This is a genomic window from Massilia cavernae (genome assembly GCF_003590855.1).
GTDB classification, from domain to species: Bacteria; Pseudomonadota; Gammaproteobacteria; order Burkholderiales; family Burkholderiaceae_D; genus Telluria_A; species Telluria_A cavernae.
Genome location: NZ_QYUP01000153.1, coordinates 22,591 through 39,957 on the forward strand (window position 1 = coordinate 22,591; position 17,367 = coordinate 39,957).

General features: G+C 64.3%; 11 protein-coding genes and 1 rRNA gene. 10 read left to right on the plus strand and 2 right to left on the minus strand.

The features are described from left to right. Positions 1–47: 47 nt before the first annotated feature. Genes pedF through D3872_RS21030 form a run of 3 tightly spaced genes read left to right on the plus strand, consistent with a single transcriptional unit; the run spans position 48 to position 3,686 of the window. Positions 48–521: a cytochrome c-550 PedF gene (pedF, locus tag D3872_RS21020; RefSeq protein WP_119812635.1), complete on the plus strand. Its 474-nt coding sequence runs from the start codon at positions 48–50 to the stop codon at positions 519–521. A 10-nt stretch (positions 522–531) separates the two neighbouring features. Then, positions 532–1,362 carry a substrate-binding periplasmic protein gene (locus D3872_RS21025; protein ID WP_119812636.1) on the plus strand — a complete coding sequence of 277 codons (831 nt, stop codon included), beginning with the start codon at positions 532–534 and terminating at the stop codon, positions 1,360–1,362. Next, positions 1,359–3,686, plus strand: coding sequence for a TonB-dependent receptor (locus tag D3872_RS21030; protein ID WP_229459451.1), 2,328 nt, complete (start codon positions 1,359–1,361; stop codon positions 3,684–3,686). Before D3872_RS21025 ends, D3872_RS21030 begins: the two co-directional genes overlap by 4 nt. Before the next feature lie 43 nt (positions 3,687–3,729). Here D3872_RS21030 and D3872_RS21035 read toward each other — a convergent pair whose 3' ends face one another. Continuing rightward, positions 3,730–5,859, minus strand: a complete 2,130-nt coding sequence (locus D3872_RS21035; protein ID WP_119812637.1) for a TonB-dependent receptor family protein — start codon at positions 5,857–5,859, stop codon at positions 3,730–3,732. A 167-nt stretch (positions 5,860–6,026) separates the two neighbouring features. Between D3872_RS21035 and D3872_RS21045 the strand changes: the two genes are divergently transcribed. The 6 genes from D3872_RS21045 (at position 6,027) to D3872_RS21070 (ending at position 13,287) form a co-directional block, all read left to right on the plus strand. Beyond that, entirely contained in the window at positions 6,027–6,977 is a 951-nt protein-coding gene (locus tag D3872_RS21045; protein ID WP_182915884.1) for a beta-propeller fold lactonase family protein, read from the plus strand. 186 nt (positions 6,978–7,163) lie between these two features. Next, positions 7,164–8,684, plus strand: coding sequence for an aldehyde dehydrogenase (gene adh / locus D3872_RS21050; protein ID WP_119812640.1), 1,521 nt, complete (start codon positions 7,164–7,166; stop codon positions 8,682–8,684). Between the two features lie 21 nt (positions 8,685–8,705). Further along, positions 8,706–9,101, plus strand: coding sequence for a DUF779 domain-containing protein (locus D3872_RS21055; protein WP_119812641.1), 396 nt, complete (start codon positions 8,706–8,708; stop codon positions 9,099–9,101). Between the two features lie 33 nt (positions 9,102–9,134). Then, positions 9,135–10,862: a methanol/ethanol family PQQ-dependent dehydrogenase gene (locus D3872_RS21060; protein WP_119812651.1), complete on the plus strand. Its 1,728-nt coding sequence runs from the start codon at positions 9,135–9,137 to the stop codon at positions 10,860–10,862. Between the two features lie 263 nt (positions 10,863–11,125). Further along, entirely contained in the window at positions 11,126–12,277 is a 1,152-nt protein-coding gene (locus D3872_RS21065; protein ID WP_119812642.1) for a porin family protein, read from the plus strand. Positions 12,278–12,294: 17 nt separating this feature from the next. Beyond that, a complete protein-coding gene (locus D3872_RS21070) occupies positions 12,295–13,287 on the plus strand; it encodes an FAD:protein FMN transferase (protein ID WP_119812643.1) in 993 nt (330 codons plus the stop codon). A gap of 9 nt (positions 13,288–13,296) precedes the next feature. On the opposite strand, the gene D3872_RS21075 is transcribed toward D3872_RS21070, so the two are convergent. Next, positions 13,297–15,246, minus strand: coding sequence for a sigma-54-dependent Fis family transcriptional regulator (locus tag D3872_RS21075; protein ID WP_441295147.1), 1,950 nt, complete (start codon positions 15,244–15,246; stop codon positions 13,297–13,299). Between the two features lie 585 nt (positions 15,247–15,831). On the opposite strand from D3872_RS21075, the gene D3872_RS21080 reads away from it, so the two are divergent. Continuing rightward, positions 15,832–17,360 (plus strand): 16S ribosomal RNA (locus D3872_RS21080). Positions 17,361–17,367 lie beyond the last annotated feature (7 nt).

Sequence of the window (17,367 nt, forward strand, 5' to 3'; positions counted from 1 at the left end):
CTCCTACCTGGTATATCCAAAACTTAAAACCAGTAGGAGACAACAGCATGAACCACCCAATCCGCAAACTCGCCGCCGCCGCCATCGCAACGGCGGCCTTCCTTGCCTCGCTTGCCGCCCATGGGCATGGCCCCGTTACCCCGCAGGGCGTCGACACCACCGGCCTGCCGGCCCTGGGCGACAAGTGGCGCGACCAGAACCCGTTCAGTACCAACAAACAGGCGCTGAAGGTCGGCACTTCCGCCTACAACCAGAACTGCGCGCGCTGCCACGGCATCGACGCGGTCAGCGGCGGCATCGCCCCCGACCTGCGCCATCTCGACCGCGACTGCGTCGGCATGAAGGTCGAAGCGAAGAAGCAAGCCTGCTTCAAGGAGATGGACAACTACTACCTGGCCTCGGTACGTACCGGCAAAGTCAGGAATGGGGCGGTGTACATGCCGCCGTTCGAGGGGGTGTTCAACCAGGAAGCGATGTGGGCCATCAAGACCTACCTCGAAACACGCCGCGAAACCAAATAAGGAGGCTGCGATGCTGAGCTATCGTGCAGGCGCCATGCGCGCGCTGCTGGCGGCGGCCTGCCTGCTGGGCGCAAGCCTTCCAGTGCGCGCCGACTGGGACAAGATCAGGCAGTCGGGCAGCCTGAAGGTGGCGGTGTACAAGGAGCTCGCGCCGTTCTCGAACAACGGCGAGGGCATCGACGTCGACCTCGCCCAGGCGCTGTCCAAAAAGCTGGGGCTGCGCATGGTGCTGCTGCCGTTTCCCGCCGACGAGGAGGTCGCCGACGACCTGCGCCACATGGTCTGGAAAGGACACTACCTTGGCTACGGACCTGCCGACGTGATGCTGCACGTACCAGTGGACAAGCACCTCATGTCGCGCAACGAGCAGGTGCGGATCTTCGCGCCCTACCACGTCGAAACGGTGCGCCTGGTGCGCAACGCCGGCAGGATTCCCGCGTTCGACAGCATCGACGCCCTGGCCGGCAGGAAGGTCGGCGTCGAGAAGGTGTCGATCTCCGGCATGTTGCTGCTGGGTGAGGGCAACGGCCGCTTCCGCGACACCGTGCGCATCTACCCGAGCGCGATCGAGGCGCTGCACAAGCTCAAGGAAGGCGAACTCGATGCGGTGCTGGCCAAGCGTTCGGAGATCGAATCCGTGTTCAGGGGCGACTCGGCCTTCCCGCTGCACGACGTGGCGTTCCCGCGGATGCCGCGTTCGGGCTGGGCGGTCGGGATGGCGGTCAAGAAGGACGACACCGATACCGCGCGGCTGCTGCAGAAGGCCATGAATGAGCTGTCCGAGAGCGGTGAGCTGGCCCGGATATTCGCGCGCCACGGCGTGCAGGTGGTCAAGCCATGAACCGGCCTCTCCGCATGCGGCGCATGGCGCGCATGCTGGCACTGGCGCTGCTGGCGCCATCCGCCATGGCCCAGGAGCGCACTGCGGCCGCGATGCTCAGTATCGAGATCATCGGCATCGCCCCGCTGCAGGGGCTCGGGATCGACCGCAGGCTGTTGCCGTATCCAGTGCAAAGTGCAAGCGAGCGCCAGCTGCGCAAGGCAGGCGGCGACAACCTGGCCGAATTCATGGCGCGCAACCTGAATGGCGTTAACGTCAACGAAGTGTCGGGAAGCCCGTTCCAGAACGACCTTACCTTCCGCGGCTTCCGGGCCTCGCCGGTGCTCGGCACTTCGCAGGGCATCTCGGTGTACCTCGACGGCGTGCGCGTCAACGAGCCGTTCGGCGACGTGGTCAACTGGGATATGCTGCCCGAGGCAGCAATCTCGAACCTGCTGCTGGTGCCGGGATCGAATCCGCTGTACGGACTCAATACGCTTGGCGGCGCGCTGGCGCTGCAAACCAGGTCCGGGCTGACCAGCCCGGGCGCCGACGTCGAAATGTCGTTGGGAGCCAATGGCAGGAAGCGCGCCGACCTCGCGTTCGGCACGCGCGGCGAGAACGGCTGGCACAGCTTCATAGGCGCAACCTTGTTCGATGAAGAGGGATGGCGCGACCATTCCGACGGCCGCCTGGCGAACGCGCTGGTCAAGGTGGGCAGGTCTGCCGGGGCCGACGCCTGGAGCGCGACCCTGCTTGCGGGGCGCAGCCGCCTGCTGGGCAACGGGCTGCTGCCCGACCCGCTGTATGAGGACGACCGCCGCGCGGTTTACACGCATCCGGACACGACCCGCAACCGGTTGGCGCAGGGGACGCTGAACTACACGCGCAAGCTGCCCGAAGGCGGCGAGCTGGCGCTGACCGCCTATGCGCGCGACAGCCGCCGCGATACCGTCAACGGCGACATCGGCGAGGACTACGACGACTATGTCGAGGACTGCGAGGACGGTTTCAGCGCCGATGGCGAAGCCGACGATCCCGACGCGTGCGGCGTCACGCGCGGGGAGGGCGCCGCGATCCATCCCGGCGTGCTGAATACGACTTCGACCCGCCAGCGCGGCCAGGGTTTCAGCGCCGCCTTCAGCGCCCTTCGCGGCGCTCACCGCATTGACGCCGGCGCCACTTTCGACCGCGCCAGCGTCGGCTACGCGCAGTTCGAGCAGGAAGCCTTCATCGACGGCAGCCGCGAGGTGATCGCGGATGATGACGAACAGCCGGAACCCTCGGCCTCGGTGACCGGCCGCTCGCGCGCCTTCGGCTTGTACATCGCCGACAGCTGGGCGCTGGGGCCGGCCACCCAGCTCACCGTTTCGGCACGCTTCAACCATGCGCGGGTAGGCAACACGCTCACCAATGAGCGCGGCGTCCAGCCCGCCGAGGCGTTCACGTACAAGAAGCTCAATCCTTCGCTTGGCATTGCGCATGCGCTGGGCCCGGGTACGTCCCTGTTCGCCAACATCGCGCAGGGGAACCGGGTTCCGACGGTGATCGAGCTTGGCTGCGCCGATCCCGAGCATCCCTGCCGGCTGCCGGTCGGCCTGCAGGCCGATCCCTACCTGAAGCAGGTGGTGGCGCGCTCAATGGAGTTCGGCGTGCGCGGCAACGTGAGCGGCGGGAGTTACGCTGTATCGCTGCACCGCACCGCCAACCGCGACGACATCCTGTTCCTCAGTTCGGGTCCTTCGCGGCAAGGCTACTTCTCGAACTTCGCGCGCACACGGCACCAGGGCATCGACGCGTCCTTCGCCCGCCAGTACGGCAAGGTCGACGTGCGCGCCTCGTACAGCTACCTCGAAGCGGTGTACGACGCCGATGGCGAACTGTTTACCGGCGCGCGCAACGTGCAGGTAGAGCGCGGCACCCGAATCGCAGGCATGCCGCGCCACACAGGCAAGCTGGGCGTGGACTGGAAGGTGGGGCATGGCCTGGTGCTGGGCGCCGACCTGCATGGCGTGTCGAGCATCGTCTCCCAGGGTAACGAAGATGGACTGGTGGAGGATGCCGAGGAAGGGGAGCCTCAGGAGCGCGCGGACTGGCGCGTGCGCGGCTACGGCTTGCTCGGACTGCGCGCGCGCTTCGTGCTCAATGGAAGGTGGGAGCTGTTTGCACGCGTTAGCAATGTGCTGGATCGCCGCTACGAGACCTACGGCGCGGTCGCGCCCGACCTGTTCCCATCCGGCCGCCTGCTGGCCCCTCATGATGGACCGGTGGATGCCGAACATGCGCGTTTCGTGGCGCCCGGCGCGCCGCGTTCCTTCGTCGTGGGCGTCCGCTACGCCTTCTGATCCCACGGACCGGCTGCGCCCGCGGGCGCAGCCGAAACCTCCATTAGAACGTGTATTCGGCGCTGGCGCCCGCCATCCAGTTGCGTCCGGGAGCCGCTTCATAATAGCGCTTGTTGGTGTCACCGACGATCAGCGAGCCGACGTAGCTGCGGTCGAACAGGTTATTCACCCGCACGAACTCCTTGAGCTTCCAGCCGCCGGCAGACTGTTTCGCCTGCAGCCGCAGGTTGGCCACGGCGTAGCCAGGCGCCGGCGTTTCCGCGTTGGCGTCTTCCGCGTACACCTTGCCGCTGGCGACTGCTTCAAGCGCTGCGCCGAAGCGGTCGGCGCGGTCGGCCCATGCCAGTTCAGCGAACATGTTCTTGCCAGGCACTCCGGGCAGGCGCGCGCCTGCGCGCACGGCGCCGAACGGGGTTTCGTAAGTTGCGCGCAGCGCGGTCAGCGCGACCCTGGCGCTCCAGCCGATGCCGAAGCTGGTGTCGAGCGAGATCTCGGCGCCGCGGCGCTGCGTTTTGCTGGCGTTGCGGTAGCTGGTGCGTCCGCCGGCCGAGGTGTCGACCACCAGTTCGTCGTCGGTGCGTACGTCGAACAGCGCCGCATTGATGCGCGTGTGGGCGCCGACCATCGCCTTGACGCCCGCTTCCGCATGGCGGCTGCTGGCCGGCTTGAGGCCTAAGTTAAAGCCCGCGCCGCCGCTGGAGTAGAACAGCTCATTGAGCGTCGGCGCCTCGAAGCCGCGCGCCGCGCTGGCGTAAACGTTCAGTACCGGCGACACCTTGTACAGCATGCCGAGCACTGGGGTGGTCTTGTTGTAGTCGACGCTGCCGCTGTCGTTGCCGTTCAAGAGGAAATGGTCTTCCACCTCGACCTCCAGGCTGCTGCGGCGCACGCCCCCGGTCAGCACCCACGGGCCGCCTTCCCATTCGACCTGCGCGTAGGGATCGGCGTTGGTCAGCACATTGGTTTCGTCGCGGCGCGGTGCGCCGCGCACGCCGAACACGGCGCCCACGAAGTTTTCAAAGCCCTTGCGTTCGTCGGTGGAGCGGCCGTAGTCGACGCCGATGGTGGTGCTCAGCTTGCCCCCGCCCAGCTGGCGCACCGCCAGCCAATTGATGTCCGCGCCATGGAAGTCGCGGTCGAAGTCGACCACCCCGCCCGAATGGCTGGCCGGCGCCTGGAAGCCGCGCGAGAACGATTGGTACTGGATGACCTGGCGGTTGCCGCCGTAGGCCATCACGCGCAAGCGGTCGTCGCCGAAGCGTTGCTCGAACGAGATGCCGGCCTGGTGGTGTTCGATGCTCTTACGTGTGTTGTAGCGCTCGGCCAGCGTGCGCTTCGGCACCTGTGTGTCGGTCGCGTCGATTTCGCCGGCGCGCGGGTCGCGCTGGAAAGTGGCCCAGGTGACGCCGAGCGGATCCTGTGTATCGTCCTGGCGCAGCGTACTGGCGGTAACCGTGATGCGGGTGCCTGTGCCAAGCGTTGTGGTCAGCTTCGCGAAGGCCTGGTCGCGTTGCGCGGCGCTGTGGTCGCGGTAGCCGTCGGTCTCGAAGCGCGATGCGTCGACGACGTAGCCGAGCGTGCCCGCCTGGCCCTGCGCGTTGACGTCGACCTTGCGCTGGCCGTAGCTGCCGGCGGCGAGGCTGGTCTCAATGCTCGGCCGTCCGGCGCCCTCGCGCGTGAACAACTGGATCACGCCGCCCGAGTGGTTGCCGTAGATGGCGGAGAAAGGACCGCGCAGCACTTCGATGCGTTCGGCCATGTCGAGGTTGAAGGTGGCGGCCTGGCCCTGGCCGTCGGGCATCGATGCGGGAATGCCGTCCGCGATCAGGCGTACGCCGCGCACGCCGAAGGCGGAGCGGGCGCCGAAGCCGCGCGACGAGATCTGCAGGTCCTGCGCGTAGTTCTGGCGGTTATTGGCCACCAGTCCGGGTACCGCGACCAGCGACTCGGAGGCGTTGACCCGCAGCTGGCTGTCGCGGATGCGGCTGGCGTCGATTACGTCGATCGCGGCCGGCAGGTCGAAGCTGTTGTGCTCGACGCGGCTGCCGCTGACTACGACGACAGGCATGTTGGGAGGCGCGTCGCCGGCGAATGCCGGCACGCCGAGCGAGGCGCTGCCGGCCGCGAACAGCGCGGCGACGGCATTGAGCCTGGTAGTGAATGTGTGCTGCATGTGGTCTCCATTATTTGATTGCCGGGCGCTTCGGCCTGATTGCAGGTAGCCCGTCTATCCGTCGGTAAGCAATATACCTGCCAGCCTGCCTTTTTGCTTGAATGGCATGGCGCTTGCATTCGATGCGCTTACGCGCGCGTCCCGCGCGCTCACTGGAGACGAACACAATGAACAATTCGAGCAAGAGAATGCTGGCGGCCTTCGCCGTCGCCGGCCTGGCCCAAGCCGCCATGGCGGCTCCCTTCGCCTACGTCCCGAACGAAAAGTCCGGCACGGTCAGCGTGATCGACGTGGCCGGCGGCGCTGTCGTGCGCGACATCGCGGCGGGCAAGCGGCCGCGCGGCATCGCCATGGACGCCGATGGCCGCCGCCTGTACGTCACCGACGCCGCCAGCAGCGCGCTGCTGGTGATCGATACCGGCGGCACGGCATCGGCGCGCCAGGTGCCGCTGGGTCGTTCGCCCGAAGGCGTGAGTGCGTCGGCCGACGGCCGCTACCTGGCCGTCGCGGTCGAAGAGGGCAATACGGTGACCCTGATCGACGCGCACACCCTGCAGCAGGTGGCCGACATCAAGGTGCGCGGCAAGAACCCGGAGCATGCGGTGTTCAGCCCGGACGGACGCTGGCTTCTGGTCAGCGCGGAGGACGCGGAGCAGGTCGACGTGATCGACGTGGCGCAGCGGCGCCAGGCCGGCTCGATTGCGGTCGGCCTGCGCCCGCGCGGTATCGGCTTCTCGCCCGATGGGGCTACCGCCTATGTGGCCTGCGAGCTGGTCAACACTGTGTACGTGATCGACCTGGCGACGCAAAAGGCGATTGCCCGGGTCCCTGCGGGCAAAAACGCCAACGGCATCGCCGTGCATCCGAATGGCCGACAGGTATTCGTGTCGAACGGCACCGACGGCACGGTGATGGCGATCGATACAGCCACCAATACCGTCAGCGCCACGATCGGCGTCGGCAAGCGGCCGTGGAACATGGCGCTGACACCGGACGGCGGCAAGCTGTACGTGGCCAACGGACGCTCCAACAGCGTCTCGGTGATCGACACCGCCAGCGCCACCCGCGTGGCCGACATCACGGTCGGTGAATTGCCGTGGGGCGTGGCGATACGTTGAGCGATGTGACACCTGTTCCAGTTTGGGACAGGTGGTGCGCCGCGCGGCACGCGCCGCTTACGCGCCGCATCCTGCGGCGGTCATGCCGGAAGGGGCTGGCACGGTGCTTGCGAATGTCAGGAGTGTGCTTGACACACGCCGTTGCTCAAACGGTCCAACAACTACTTCTGACAGAAAGAGGATGACATGAATCTCGCGGACATCAGCAAACTGGGCGTCGCCAACCCGTTCAAACAACGCTACGACAACTACATCGGCGGAAAATTCGTCGCCCCGGTCAAGGGCGAATACTTCGTCAACCTCACGCCGATCACCGGCCAGCCATTCTGCGAAATCGCTCGCTCCACCGCCGAGGACATCGAGATCGCGCTGGACGCCGCCCATGCCGCCAGGGATGCATGGGGCAAGACCTCGCAGGCCGAGCGCGCCAATATCCTGAACAAGATCGCCGACCGCATGGAGCAGAACCTGAAGCTGATCGCGACCGCCGAGACCATCGACAACGGCAAGCCGATCCGCGAGACGATGGCGGCCGACATCCCGCTGGCGATCGACCACTTCCGCTACTTCGCAGGATGCATCCGCGCCCAGGAAGGCTCGGTGGCGCAGATCGACAACGAAACCTATGCCTACCACTTGCACGAGCCGCTCGGCGTGGTCGGCCAGATCATTCCATGGAACTTCCCGATCCTGATGGCGGTATGGAAGCTGGCGCCCGCGCTGGCAGCCGGTAACTGCGTAGTGCTCAAGCCTGCGGAGCAGACCCCGGCCTCGATCATGGTGCTGTTCGAGCTGATCGGCGACCTGCTGCCGCCGGGCGTGGTCAACATCGTCAATGGCTTCGGCCTGGAGGCGGGCAAGCCGCTGGCGTCAAACAAGCGCATCGCCAAGATTGCGTTCACCGGCGAGACCGGCACCGGCCGGCTGATCATGCAGTACGCCGCGCAGAACCTGATCCCTGTCACGCTGGAACTGGGCGGCAAATCGCCCAACATCTTCTTCGAAGACGTGATGGACGCGAACGACGACTACTTCGACAAGTGCCTGGAAGGCTTTGCGATGTTCGCGCTGAACCAGGGCGAGGTATGCACCTGCCCGTCGCGGGTGCTGATCCAGGAATCGATCTACGAGCGCTTCATCGAGCGCGCGCTGGCGCGCGTGGCAGCCATCAAACAGGGCAACCCGCTGGACGAATCGACCATGATCGGCGCCCAGGCTTCGCAGGAGCAGCTGGAAAAAATCCTGTCGTACATGGACATCGGCCGCCAGGAGGGCGCCGAGCTGCTGGCCGGCGGCGAGCGCAACGTGCAGGCCGGCGAGCTGGAAGGCGGCTACTACATGCGTCCTACAGTCTTCAAGGGTAACAACAGGATGCGCATCTTCCAGGAAGAGATCTTCGGGCCCGTCGTGTCGGTGACCACCTTCAAGGATGAAGCGGAAGCGCTGGCGATCGCCAACGACACCCTGTACGGCCTCGGCGCCGGCTTGTGGACGCGCGACGGGGCGCGCGCCTTCCGGGTCGGCCGCGCGATCCAGGCCGGCCGCGTGTGGACCAACTGCTATCACCTGTATCCGGCGCATGCCGCGTTCGGCGGCTACAAGCAGTCCGGCATCGGCCGCGAAAACCACAAGATGATGCTCGACCACTACCAGCAGACCAAGAACCTCCTGGTCAGCTACAGCCCGAAAGCGCTGGGCTTCTTCTGACGCGCGGATAAGGAGATCCCCATGAACGACGCGCTTGAACGGGTGACCGCGACCGAGGCCGCCCTGTCGCTGATCGGCCAGCTGCGCAAGCGGCACGGCCCGGTGATGTTCTTCCAGTCCGGTGGTTGCTGCGACGGCAGCGCGCCGATGTGCTATCCGGCCGGGGAGTTCAACATCAGCGACACCGATGTCTACCTCGGCAACCTGGGCGGGGCGCCGTTCTACATGGGGCTCGAGCAGTTCGCCTACTGGGAGCATACGCAGCTCGTCATCGACGTCGTCGATGGCAACGGCGGCATGTTCTCGCTCGATAACGGAACCGGGCGGCGCTTCCTCACGCGTTCGCGCCTGTTCACCGACGAGGAGTGTCGCCGCCTGCATGCAGAGCAGGTGACGCGCCGCGTCAACCCACTCTAATTAAAACAAAAGGAGATGATCGTGCATACCAAGATGATAGGGGCCCTGCTGGGCCTCGCCGCCGCGGCGTTCGTACAGGCAGGCGATGTAACCGACGCGATGCTGGCAAATACCGAGAAGGATCCGAAAGGCGTCCTGTCGTTCGGCATGGGCAGCGAGGGCCAGCGCTATTCGCCGCTTTCGCAGATCAATACCCGCAACGTGGCGAAACTGACGCCGGCCTGGTCGTTCTCGTTCGGCGGCGAAAAGCAGCGCGGCCAGGAATCGCAGCCGGTGATCCACGACGGCCGCATGTTCGTCACCGCTTCGTACTCGCGCATCTTCGCGATCGACATGCGCACCGGCGCCAAGTTGTGGAAATACGAGCACCGCCTGCCGGAAGGGATCATGCCCTGCTGCGACGTGGTCAACCGCGGCGCCGCCCTGTACGGCAACCTGGTCATCTTCGGCACGCTCGACGCCCAGCTGGTCGCACTCGACCAGGCGACCGGCAAGGTGGTATGGAAGGAAAAGGTCGACGACTATGCGGCCGGCTATTCGATGACGGCCGCCCCGCTGATCGCCAGGGGCCTGCTGCTGACCGGCGTGTCGGGCGGCGAGTTCGGCGTGGTCGGCCGGGTCGAGGCGCGCGACCCGATGACCGGCCAGCTGGTGTGGAGCCGCCCGACCGTCGAGGGACACATGGGCTACACGTACGACAAGGAAGGCAAGGCAATCGAGAACGGCATCTCGGGCACCACCAACAAGAGCTGGCCCGGCGACCTGTGGAAGACCGGAGGCGCGTCCACCTGGATGGGCGGCACCTACGACGACAGCACCGGCCTCGCGTACTTCGGTACCGGCAATCCGGCGCCGTGGAACAGCCACCTGCGCCCCGGCGACAACCTGTATTCCTCGTCGACGGTGGCGCTGGACGTGAACACGGGCCGCATCAAGTGGGCCTACCAGAACACGCCCAACGACGCGTGGGACTTCGACGGCTCCAACGAGTTCGTCACCTTCGACATGGATGGCAAGCGCTACGGCGGCAAGGCTGACCGCAACGGCTTCTTCTACGTGATCGACGCCAAGGATGGCAAGCTGCAGAACGCCTTCCCGTTCGTGCACAAGATCACCTGGGCCAGCAGCATCGACCTGAAGACCGGGCGCCCCAACTTCATCGCGGCCAACCGCCCGGGCGACCCGACCAAGGGAGACGGTACGAAGGGTTCTACCGTGTTCTCGGCCCCGGCCTTCCTCGGCGCGAAGAACCAGATGCCGATGGCGTACAGCCCGCAGACAAAGCTGTTCTACGTTCCTGCGAACGAGTGGGGCATGGACATCTGGAATGAGCCGATCAGCTACAAGAAGGGTGGCGCCTTCCTCGGTGCGGGCTTCACCATCAAGCCCCTGTTCGACGATTACATCGGCGCGATGCGCGCGGTCGATCCGAAGACCGGCAAGATCGTCTGGGAGGTCAAGAACAATGCGCCGCTATGGGGCGGCGTGATGAGCACCGCCGGCGGACTGGTGTTCTACGGTACGCCGGAAGGTTACCTGAAGGCGGTCGACGCGCGCACCGGCAAGGAGCTGTGGAAGTTCCAGACCGGCTCCGGCGTGGTCGCGCCGCCGGTCACCTGGCAGGACGGCGATACCCAGTATGTGGCGGTGGTGTCGGGCTGGGGCGGCGCGGTGCCGCTGTGGGGCGGGGAAGTGGCCAAGAAGGTCAACTTCCTGGAACAGGGTGGCTCGGTATGGGTGTTCAAGCTGCCGAAAGCGTGACGCTTCTTTTTTGATCGTGTCTCCACCCGTAGTTAAACGGGTGACTTCGCTGACGGCTCCGGTCGTCAGCTTTTTTTTTGCCTGCGCCGCGCACGCATGCGCTCAGAAACAGAACAGCGCACCGCCATCGCATGGTCCGATCCGGCACAGTTGCGCGTGGCGCGCATGCGCTTCTCCCTGTGGCGCGGGCTCGGCACGCATATTGCCATTCGTAGTGCACATCATCCGATGTGTCCACCAACTACAAGAAAGAGGAGAACCCAATGAAGAACCTGATCGCATTGAGCGTCGTCGCCGCGGCAAGCATGCAGGCCGCGCACGCGGTCGACATCAAGGCAGGCGACTGGAACGTCAACGTCGGCGGCATCGTCAACGCCTACTACACGGCCGTGTCGTGTTCGGGCGCGGCTGTCGGCGGGCTGGCGCTGGGAGGCGAAGGCATCGGCTGCGGCGGGCAGGACGACCGCACTACCATCGGCAACGGCCTGCTGCCGAACGGGCTGGTAACGTCCGCTACCTCTACCACCGGCGGCTACGACGTCAAGGCGCTGATCGGCATCTATCATTCCACCGCCACCGACAGCGCGATCGCGCAGAACAGCGTGGTCGACGTGCGCCAGGCCTTCTTCAGCTTCGGCAACGCCAGCATGGGCACGGTGAAGCTGGGCCGCGACTACGGCATCTTCGGCGCCAACGCCATCCTCGGCGACATGACGTTGCTGGGCGCGGGCGCGCCGGTCCAGGCCACGCAGCGCGGGCGCGTCGCGCTGGGCCACATCGGCGCCGGCTACACCTACCTTGGCAACTACGGGCAGATGGTCTACAGCTCGCCCAAGTCCGCCTCCGGTATCAGCTTCGACATCGGCCTGATGGACCCGGTGTCGGATACGCCGGTAGTGGCCGGCCCGGCGTTCACCGGCAAGACCAGCCCGCAGGTCCAGGCACAGCTGGCATATGCGCGCGACGGCTTCAGGGCCTGGCTTGGCGCCAAGTCGCAGAAATTCGAGTCGCTCGCGGTGGGCGCCGGCGACATGACGATGACCGGCGTCGAGATCGGCGGCTCGTACACGGCCGGCAGCCTTGGCCTGCTGGCCAACGTGCAGCGTGGCAGCGGCCTGGGCATCCTGTCCGACGCGGACCAGGGCGACACCGATTCGATGAACTGGCTCGGCCAGGCCACCTGGAAGATGGAAAAGCTCAAGCTGGGCCTGAGCTATGGCATCAGCGAAAACGACGACGACACGCCCGGCACGCGCGGACTGAAATCGAACGCCAACCTGACCGCCGGCGCCTACTACTCGCTGAACAGCATGATCACCCTCGTGGCCGAAGCGGGGCAGACGCGTTCGAAATCGTTTGCCGGCCAGACTGCGCGCATGAACGGCGTGGCGGTCGGCGGCATCATTTTCTTCTGACGTCACGGGAGGCAGCGATGAGAAGGCGAACCTTCATTGCCGCGTCGCTCGGCACCATCGCGGGCGGGGTGGGCGCGGTCATGCCGGGACAAGTGCTCCGGAATGGCGACCTGCATACCGGCGCCGCGCTGGCGTTCGGCACGACGGTCACGGTCAGTGTGGTCCATCAGGATACGCAGCAGGCGGAACTGGCGATCGAGGACGCGCTGGCCGAGGCGAGCAAGGTCGATGCGCTGATGAGCATCTACAGCGAGTCGAGCCAGGTGTTCAAGCTCAATCGCGACGGCCTGCTTGAGAAACCCGATCCGCACCTGCTGGCGGTGTTGGCGCACGCGCGCGGCTTGTCGCGGCTGACCAAGGGCGCGTTCGACATCACCGTGCAGCCGCTGTGGCTGACCTTCCGCGAGGCCGCGCTGGGCGGCTTCCTGCCGCCGGCCATGCTTAAACAGGAGGCCCTGGACAGCGTGGGGTGGGAGTATGTGGACGCCGGCCCGGACCTTGTCAAGCTCAGGCAGCCCGGCATGGCGGTCACGCTGAACGGACTGGCGCAGGGCTACGCGGCGGACCTGGCGCTGGCGGCGGTACGTGCGCGCGGCGTGCGCCACGCACTGATCGACACCGGCGAATTCCTGTCGGACGGCGCCCTGTCGGCAAGCGGGCGCCCGTGGACGCTGGGCGTGGCCGATCCGCGCGAGCAGGGCAGGCTGGCCTCGGCGGTGCGGCTGGTGGGACGCGGCGCGGCGACGTCGGGCGACTACGAAAGCAGCTTCACGCCCGACTTCGTCCACCACCACATCTTCGATCCGGTCACCGGCGACTCGCCGCAGGAACTGGCCAGCGTGACGGTGCTGGCGCCGACCGGCATCGAGGCCGACGGCCTGTCGACGGCGTTCATGGTGATGGGGGCGCGCAAGGCGCACGCACTGGCGGCGCGGCTTCCCGGAGTCGACCTGATGACGATCAACAAGCGCGGCATCGTATGGAAGTCGCCAAGCTTCCCGGCGGCGTAAGCGATGGCGCTACTTCAAGCCAGGCAACTTGCGGTAGATGGTGTTGCGCGACACGCCGAGCGCGCGCGCCGTTGCCGACACGTTGCCGCCGTGCGCCTCCAGCGACTTCACGATGACGGTGTGCTCCATCTCCTCGAGGTTGGCGCCGGCCGCGATCATGCGTTCCGTGCTGACCACGGCGTGGCGCTCCTGGACTGTCCCGATATCGTCGAGGAAGTCGTCGGGCATGTGGCGCATGCCGATTTCGTCTTCGCCGGCGGCCATGATGGCGGCGGTTCGCAGCAGGTTGGTCAGCTGGCGGAAGTTGCCCGGCCACTTATGCTGGCGGAACAATTGCAGCACTTCGGCCGACACGGTGAAGCGCGCGCCTCCGGATTCGGCGGCGAGGATCTTGTTGACGACGGTTTCGAGGTCGGTGCGCTCGCGCAGCGGCGGCAGTTTCACGACCAGGCCGTTCAGCCGGTAGTACAAGTCTTCGCGGAACAAGCCTTTGGCGATGCGTTCACGCAGGTTATGGTTGGTGGCGCAGATAAGCTCCACGTTCACCGTGATCGACTTGCCGCTGCCGAGCGGCGTTACCATCCGCTCCTGCAGCACGCGCAGCAAGCGTGCCTGCAGGCCGTAGGGCATGTCGCCGATTTCGTCGAGGAATAGGGTGCCGCCGTTCGCCTGCAGGATCTTGCCGACAGCTCCTTTCTTGCGCGCGCCGGTGAAGGCGCCGTCCTCGTAGCCGAACAGCTCGGATTCGATCAAGGTCTCGGGAATCGAGGCGCAGTTCACGGCGACGAAAGGCCCCATCGCGCGCGGCGAGTCGTTGTGGATCGCCTGCGCCAGCAGCTCCTTGCCGGTGCCGGTTTCACCCATGATCAGGATCGGTATGTCGCGCCCGAGGACCTTGTTCACTTTGTCGATCACCAGTTCGAGCTGCGGATCGCCGGTATTCAGGTAGCGCAGGCCGGACAAGCGCTGCGGCGCCTTCGGAACTGGTGGCGCGACCGGCGGCATGCTGGTGATCTCGTTGTTCCCGGTCAGCGCCTGGGCGCCGTTGGCCAGCCGCAGCTCGGCGCGGCCATACACGCGCACCCCGTTGTGCATGCACAGGTTGAGCAGGCCGGGCACCGCCGTGCGGTAGTGGTCGTACAGGGCGGAGACCGGGATGCCGAACAGAGAGCTGAAGGTATGGGAGTGCAGGGCGGCGAACGACAGGCCAAGCTGGAACAGGCCGTTGCGGTTGGCCGCGATGAAGCGTCCGCCCGGCGTGAACGACGCGATGCCTTCCATCAGGGTGCCGATGAATTCCGGGCGCGCGTGGAAGTGGAGGGTGATCGCGTTTTCGAACGTGGCGGAGAACAGCTGGTTCTCGATCATCAGCGCGGACATCCGCACCAGCGCCATAGTGTGCTTGTGGAAGCTGCGCTGGTCGCCCGAGACATCGAGCACACCGATGACATTGCCCTGGTAGTCGCTGATCGGCGCGGCGGAGCAGGTAAGGAAGTGGTTCGCCGCCAGGTAATGCTGGTCGGCGTGGACCAGGGTGGCGGTCTTTTCGGCGATGGCGGTGCCGATCGCATTGGTGCCCTTGCTCTCCTCGGACCATGTGACGCCGGCGCGCAGCGCCACCTGGTTGGCTTTCTCCAGGAAGTCGTCGTCGCCCAGCGAGTGCACGATCACACCCTTGGCGTCGGTCAGGATCACCATATTGTGGGTGTTGACGATCTGCTGGTACAGGGTTTCCATGGCCGGTACCGCATGGGCATGGAGCAGCCGGTTCTGTTCGATGAGCAGCGACAGGTCGGGACGGTTGAGGGGACTGAAGTCGGGGCGTGCGCCAGGGCACAGTCCATAGGAAGCCGACCGCAGGTGCGAGGTCTCTATTATTGCGGGCATGCCGTCGTCCCACTGGGTGTTCGGCGATTGCACGCCGCCGGGTGCGGTACCCGTAGCAGGCGGTTGAAACATGACGTTGTCTCCAGTAGGTCCTTAAGAGGACTCTTTCGGCGGAACTTGGCTGTTCCATAATGTAGCACCTGTTCCAAACGTGAGCAGAAGAACTGTGAAAATTCACACTTGGGTACCGGTACGGACATGCATAAGCAAGTGCAGTGCCAACGAATCCCCGAGCACGATTCAAAAAAGCCCTTGCGGGGCAGCATGGGCTTTGCTATAGTTCGCCTCCCCGATGAAAACGTTAACGAAATCAAGTAGTTGACGGCCTACCGGGGACGCCAAAATGGCGATGCAGTAAAAAAAGAGGGGTTGACGTAGTTGAGCGAAAGCTTCATAATCTCATCTCTCTGTTGCTGACAAACAAAACGATTTGTCGATGAGCAGCAAACAGTACCGAACAAGTTCTTTAAAAATTAACAGTCGATAAGTGTGGGCGTTTGATGAAAGTGCCGGCCGAGCGTAAGCGAAGCTGATTACTTAAATTATCAAATGTTCACAAAAAAGAAATACGTTGTCTCAGCAATGAGGCGACGGTCAGTATTTGAGTGAGCGACCCCTTAGAAATAAGGGTGGCAGAAATGCCAACAAACAGAGATTAAACTGAAGAGTTTGATCCTGGCTCAGATTGAACGCTGGCGGCATGCTTTACACATGCAAGTCGAACGGCAGCGCGGGGCAACCTGGCGGCGAGTGGCGAACGGGTGAGTAATATATCGGAACGTACCCAAGAGTGGGGGATAACGTAGCGAAAGTTACGCTAATACCGCATACGATCCAAGGATGAAAGCAGGGGACCGCAAGGCCTTGTGCTCCTGGAGCGGCCGATATCTGATTAGCTAGTTGGTGAGGTAAAGGCTCACCAAGGCGACGATCAGTAGCTGGTCTGAGAGGACGACCAGCCACACTGGAACTGAGACACGGTCCAGACTCCTACGGGAGGCAGCAGTGGGGAATTTTGGACAATGGGCGCAAGCCTGATCCAGCAATGCCGCGTGAGTGAAGAAGGCCTTCGGGTTGTAAAGCTCTTTTGTCAGGGAAGAAACGGTGCGGGCTAACATCCCGCGCTAATGACGGTACCTGAAGAATAAGCACCGGCTAACTACGTGCCAGCAGCCGCGGTAATACGTAGGGTGCAAGCGTTAATCGGAATTACTGGGCGTAAAGCGTGCGCAGGCGGTTTTGTAAGTCTGTCGTGAAATCCCCGGGCTCAACCTGGGAATTGCGATGGAGACTGCAAGGCTAGAATCTGGCAGAGGGGGGTAGAATTCCACGTGTAGCAGTGAAATGCGTAGAGATGTGGAGGAACACCGATGGCGAAGGCAGCCCCCTGGGTCAAGATTGACGCTCATGCACGAAAGCGTGGGGAGCAAACAGGATTAGATACCCTGGTAGTCCACGCCCTAAACGATGTCTACTAGTTGTCGGGTTTTAATTAACTTGGTAACGCAGCTAACGCGTGAAGTAGACCGCCTGGGGAGTACGGTCGCAAGATTAAAACTCAAAGGAATTGACGGGGACCCGCACAAGCGGTGGATGATGTGGATTAATTCGATGCAACGCGAAAAACCTTACCTACCCTTGACATGGCAGGAATCCCGGAGAGATCTGGGAGTGCTCGAAAGAGAACCTGCACACAGGTGCTGCATGGCTGTCGTCAGCTCGTGTCGTGAGATGTTGGGTTAAGTCCCGCAACGAGCGCAACCCTTGTCATTAGTTGCTACGAAAGAGCACTCTAATGAGACTGCCGGTGACAAACCGGAGGAAGGTGGGGATGACGTCAAGTCCTCATGGCCCTTATGGGTAGGGCTTCACACGTCATACAATGGTACATACAGAGGGCCGCCAACCCGCGAGGGGGAGCTAATCCCAGAAAGTGTATCGTAGTCCGGATTGTAGTCTGCAACTCGACTACATGAAGTTGGAATCGCTAGTAATCGCGGATCAGCATGTCGCGGTGAATACGTTCCCGGGTCTTGTACACACCGCCCGTCACACCATGGGAGCGGGTTTTACCAGAAGTAGGTAGCTTAACCGCAAGGAGGGCGCTTACCACGGTAGGATTCGTGACTGGGGTGAAGTCGTAACAAGGTAGCCGTATCGGAAGGTGCGGCTGGATCACCTCCTTTCTAGAGT